The sequence below is a fragment of the Streptomyces sp. NRRL F-2664 genome (genome assembly GCF_000719345.1).
GTDB lineage: Bacteria > Actinomycetota > Actinomycetes > Streptomycetales > Streptomycetaceae > Streptomyces.
Window position 1 is genome coordinate 1 of record NZ_JOFX01000313.1, and the last position, 574, is coordinate 574.

General features: G+C 74.6%; 1 protein-coding gene. It reads left to right on the forward strand.

Going from position 1 to position 574, the window contains the following annotated elements; genetic code table 11:
* Positions 1-574: hypothetical protein (locus IF89_RS39530; RefSeq protein WP_043194934.1), on the forward strand; the 574-nt coding region annotated here is incomplete at both ends.

The window sequence follows — 574 nt, forward strand, 5'->3', positions numbered from 1 at the left end:
GTTTGCGGACCGGCACGGCAACCGCACCGACTTCGCCTTCACCCCGGCCGGGGAGACCTGGCAGCTCACGTCTGTCACCGACCCCTACGGCGCCGCCACAGACGTCGCCTACGACGACGGCCGGGTCGTCTTCACCGCACCGCCGCGCTCCGGCGACGGGCACCGGCTGACGGCGGTCCTGGAGCTGGAGGACGGGCTGGTCCGCAAGGCCACGGCCGGGGACGGCGCGGTGACGGGGCTGGAGTACGGGCGGCCGCTGGCCGGACACGGCCCCGTCATCACCCGCGTCGCCTCCCCCCTCGGCGCAGTGACCGAGATCGGCTACGAAGAGATCCCCGGATCCCCCGTCCCCGCGCTGGCCGCGACCCGCCTGCGCACCCTCGACGACAAGGGCGAACTCGCCGCACCCGAGCAGCGGATGAACGTCTGGGCCGAGGGGGGCCGTGCCTACACGGGTGCGGGGGGCGGTTTCGCGGGTGAGGACGATGTCTTCGACCGGCGGCCCGGCTACACCTACACCACCGAGGTCGCCCTCCTGGGCCCCGCCGGCGAGCCGGAGCGCAGGGTGGTCTCC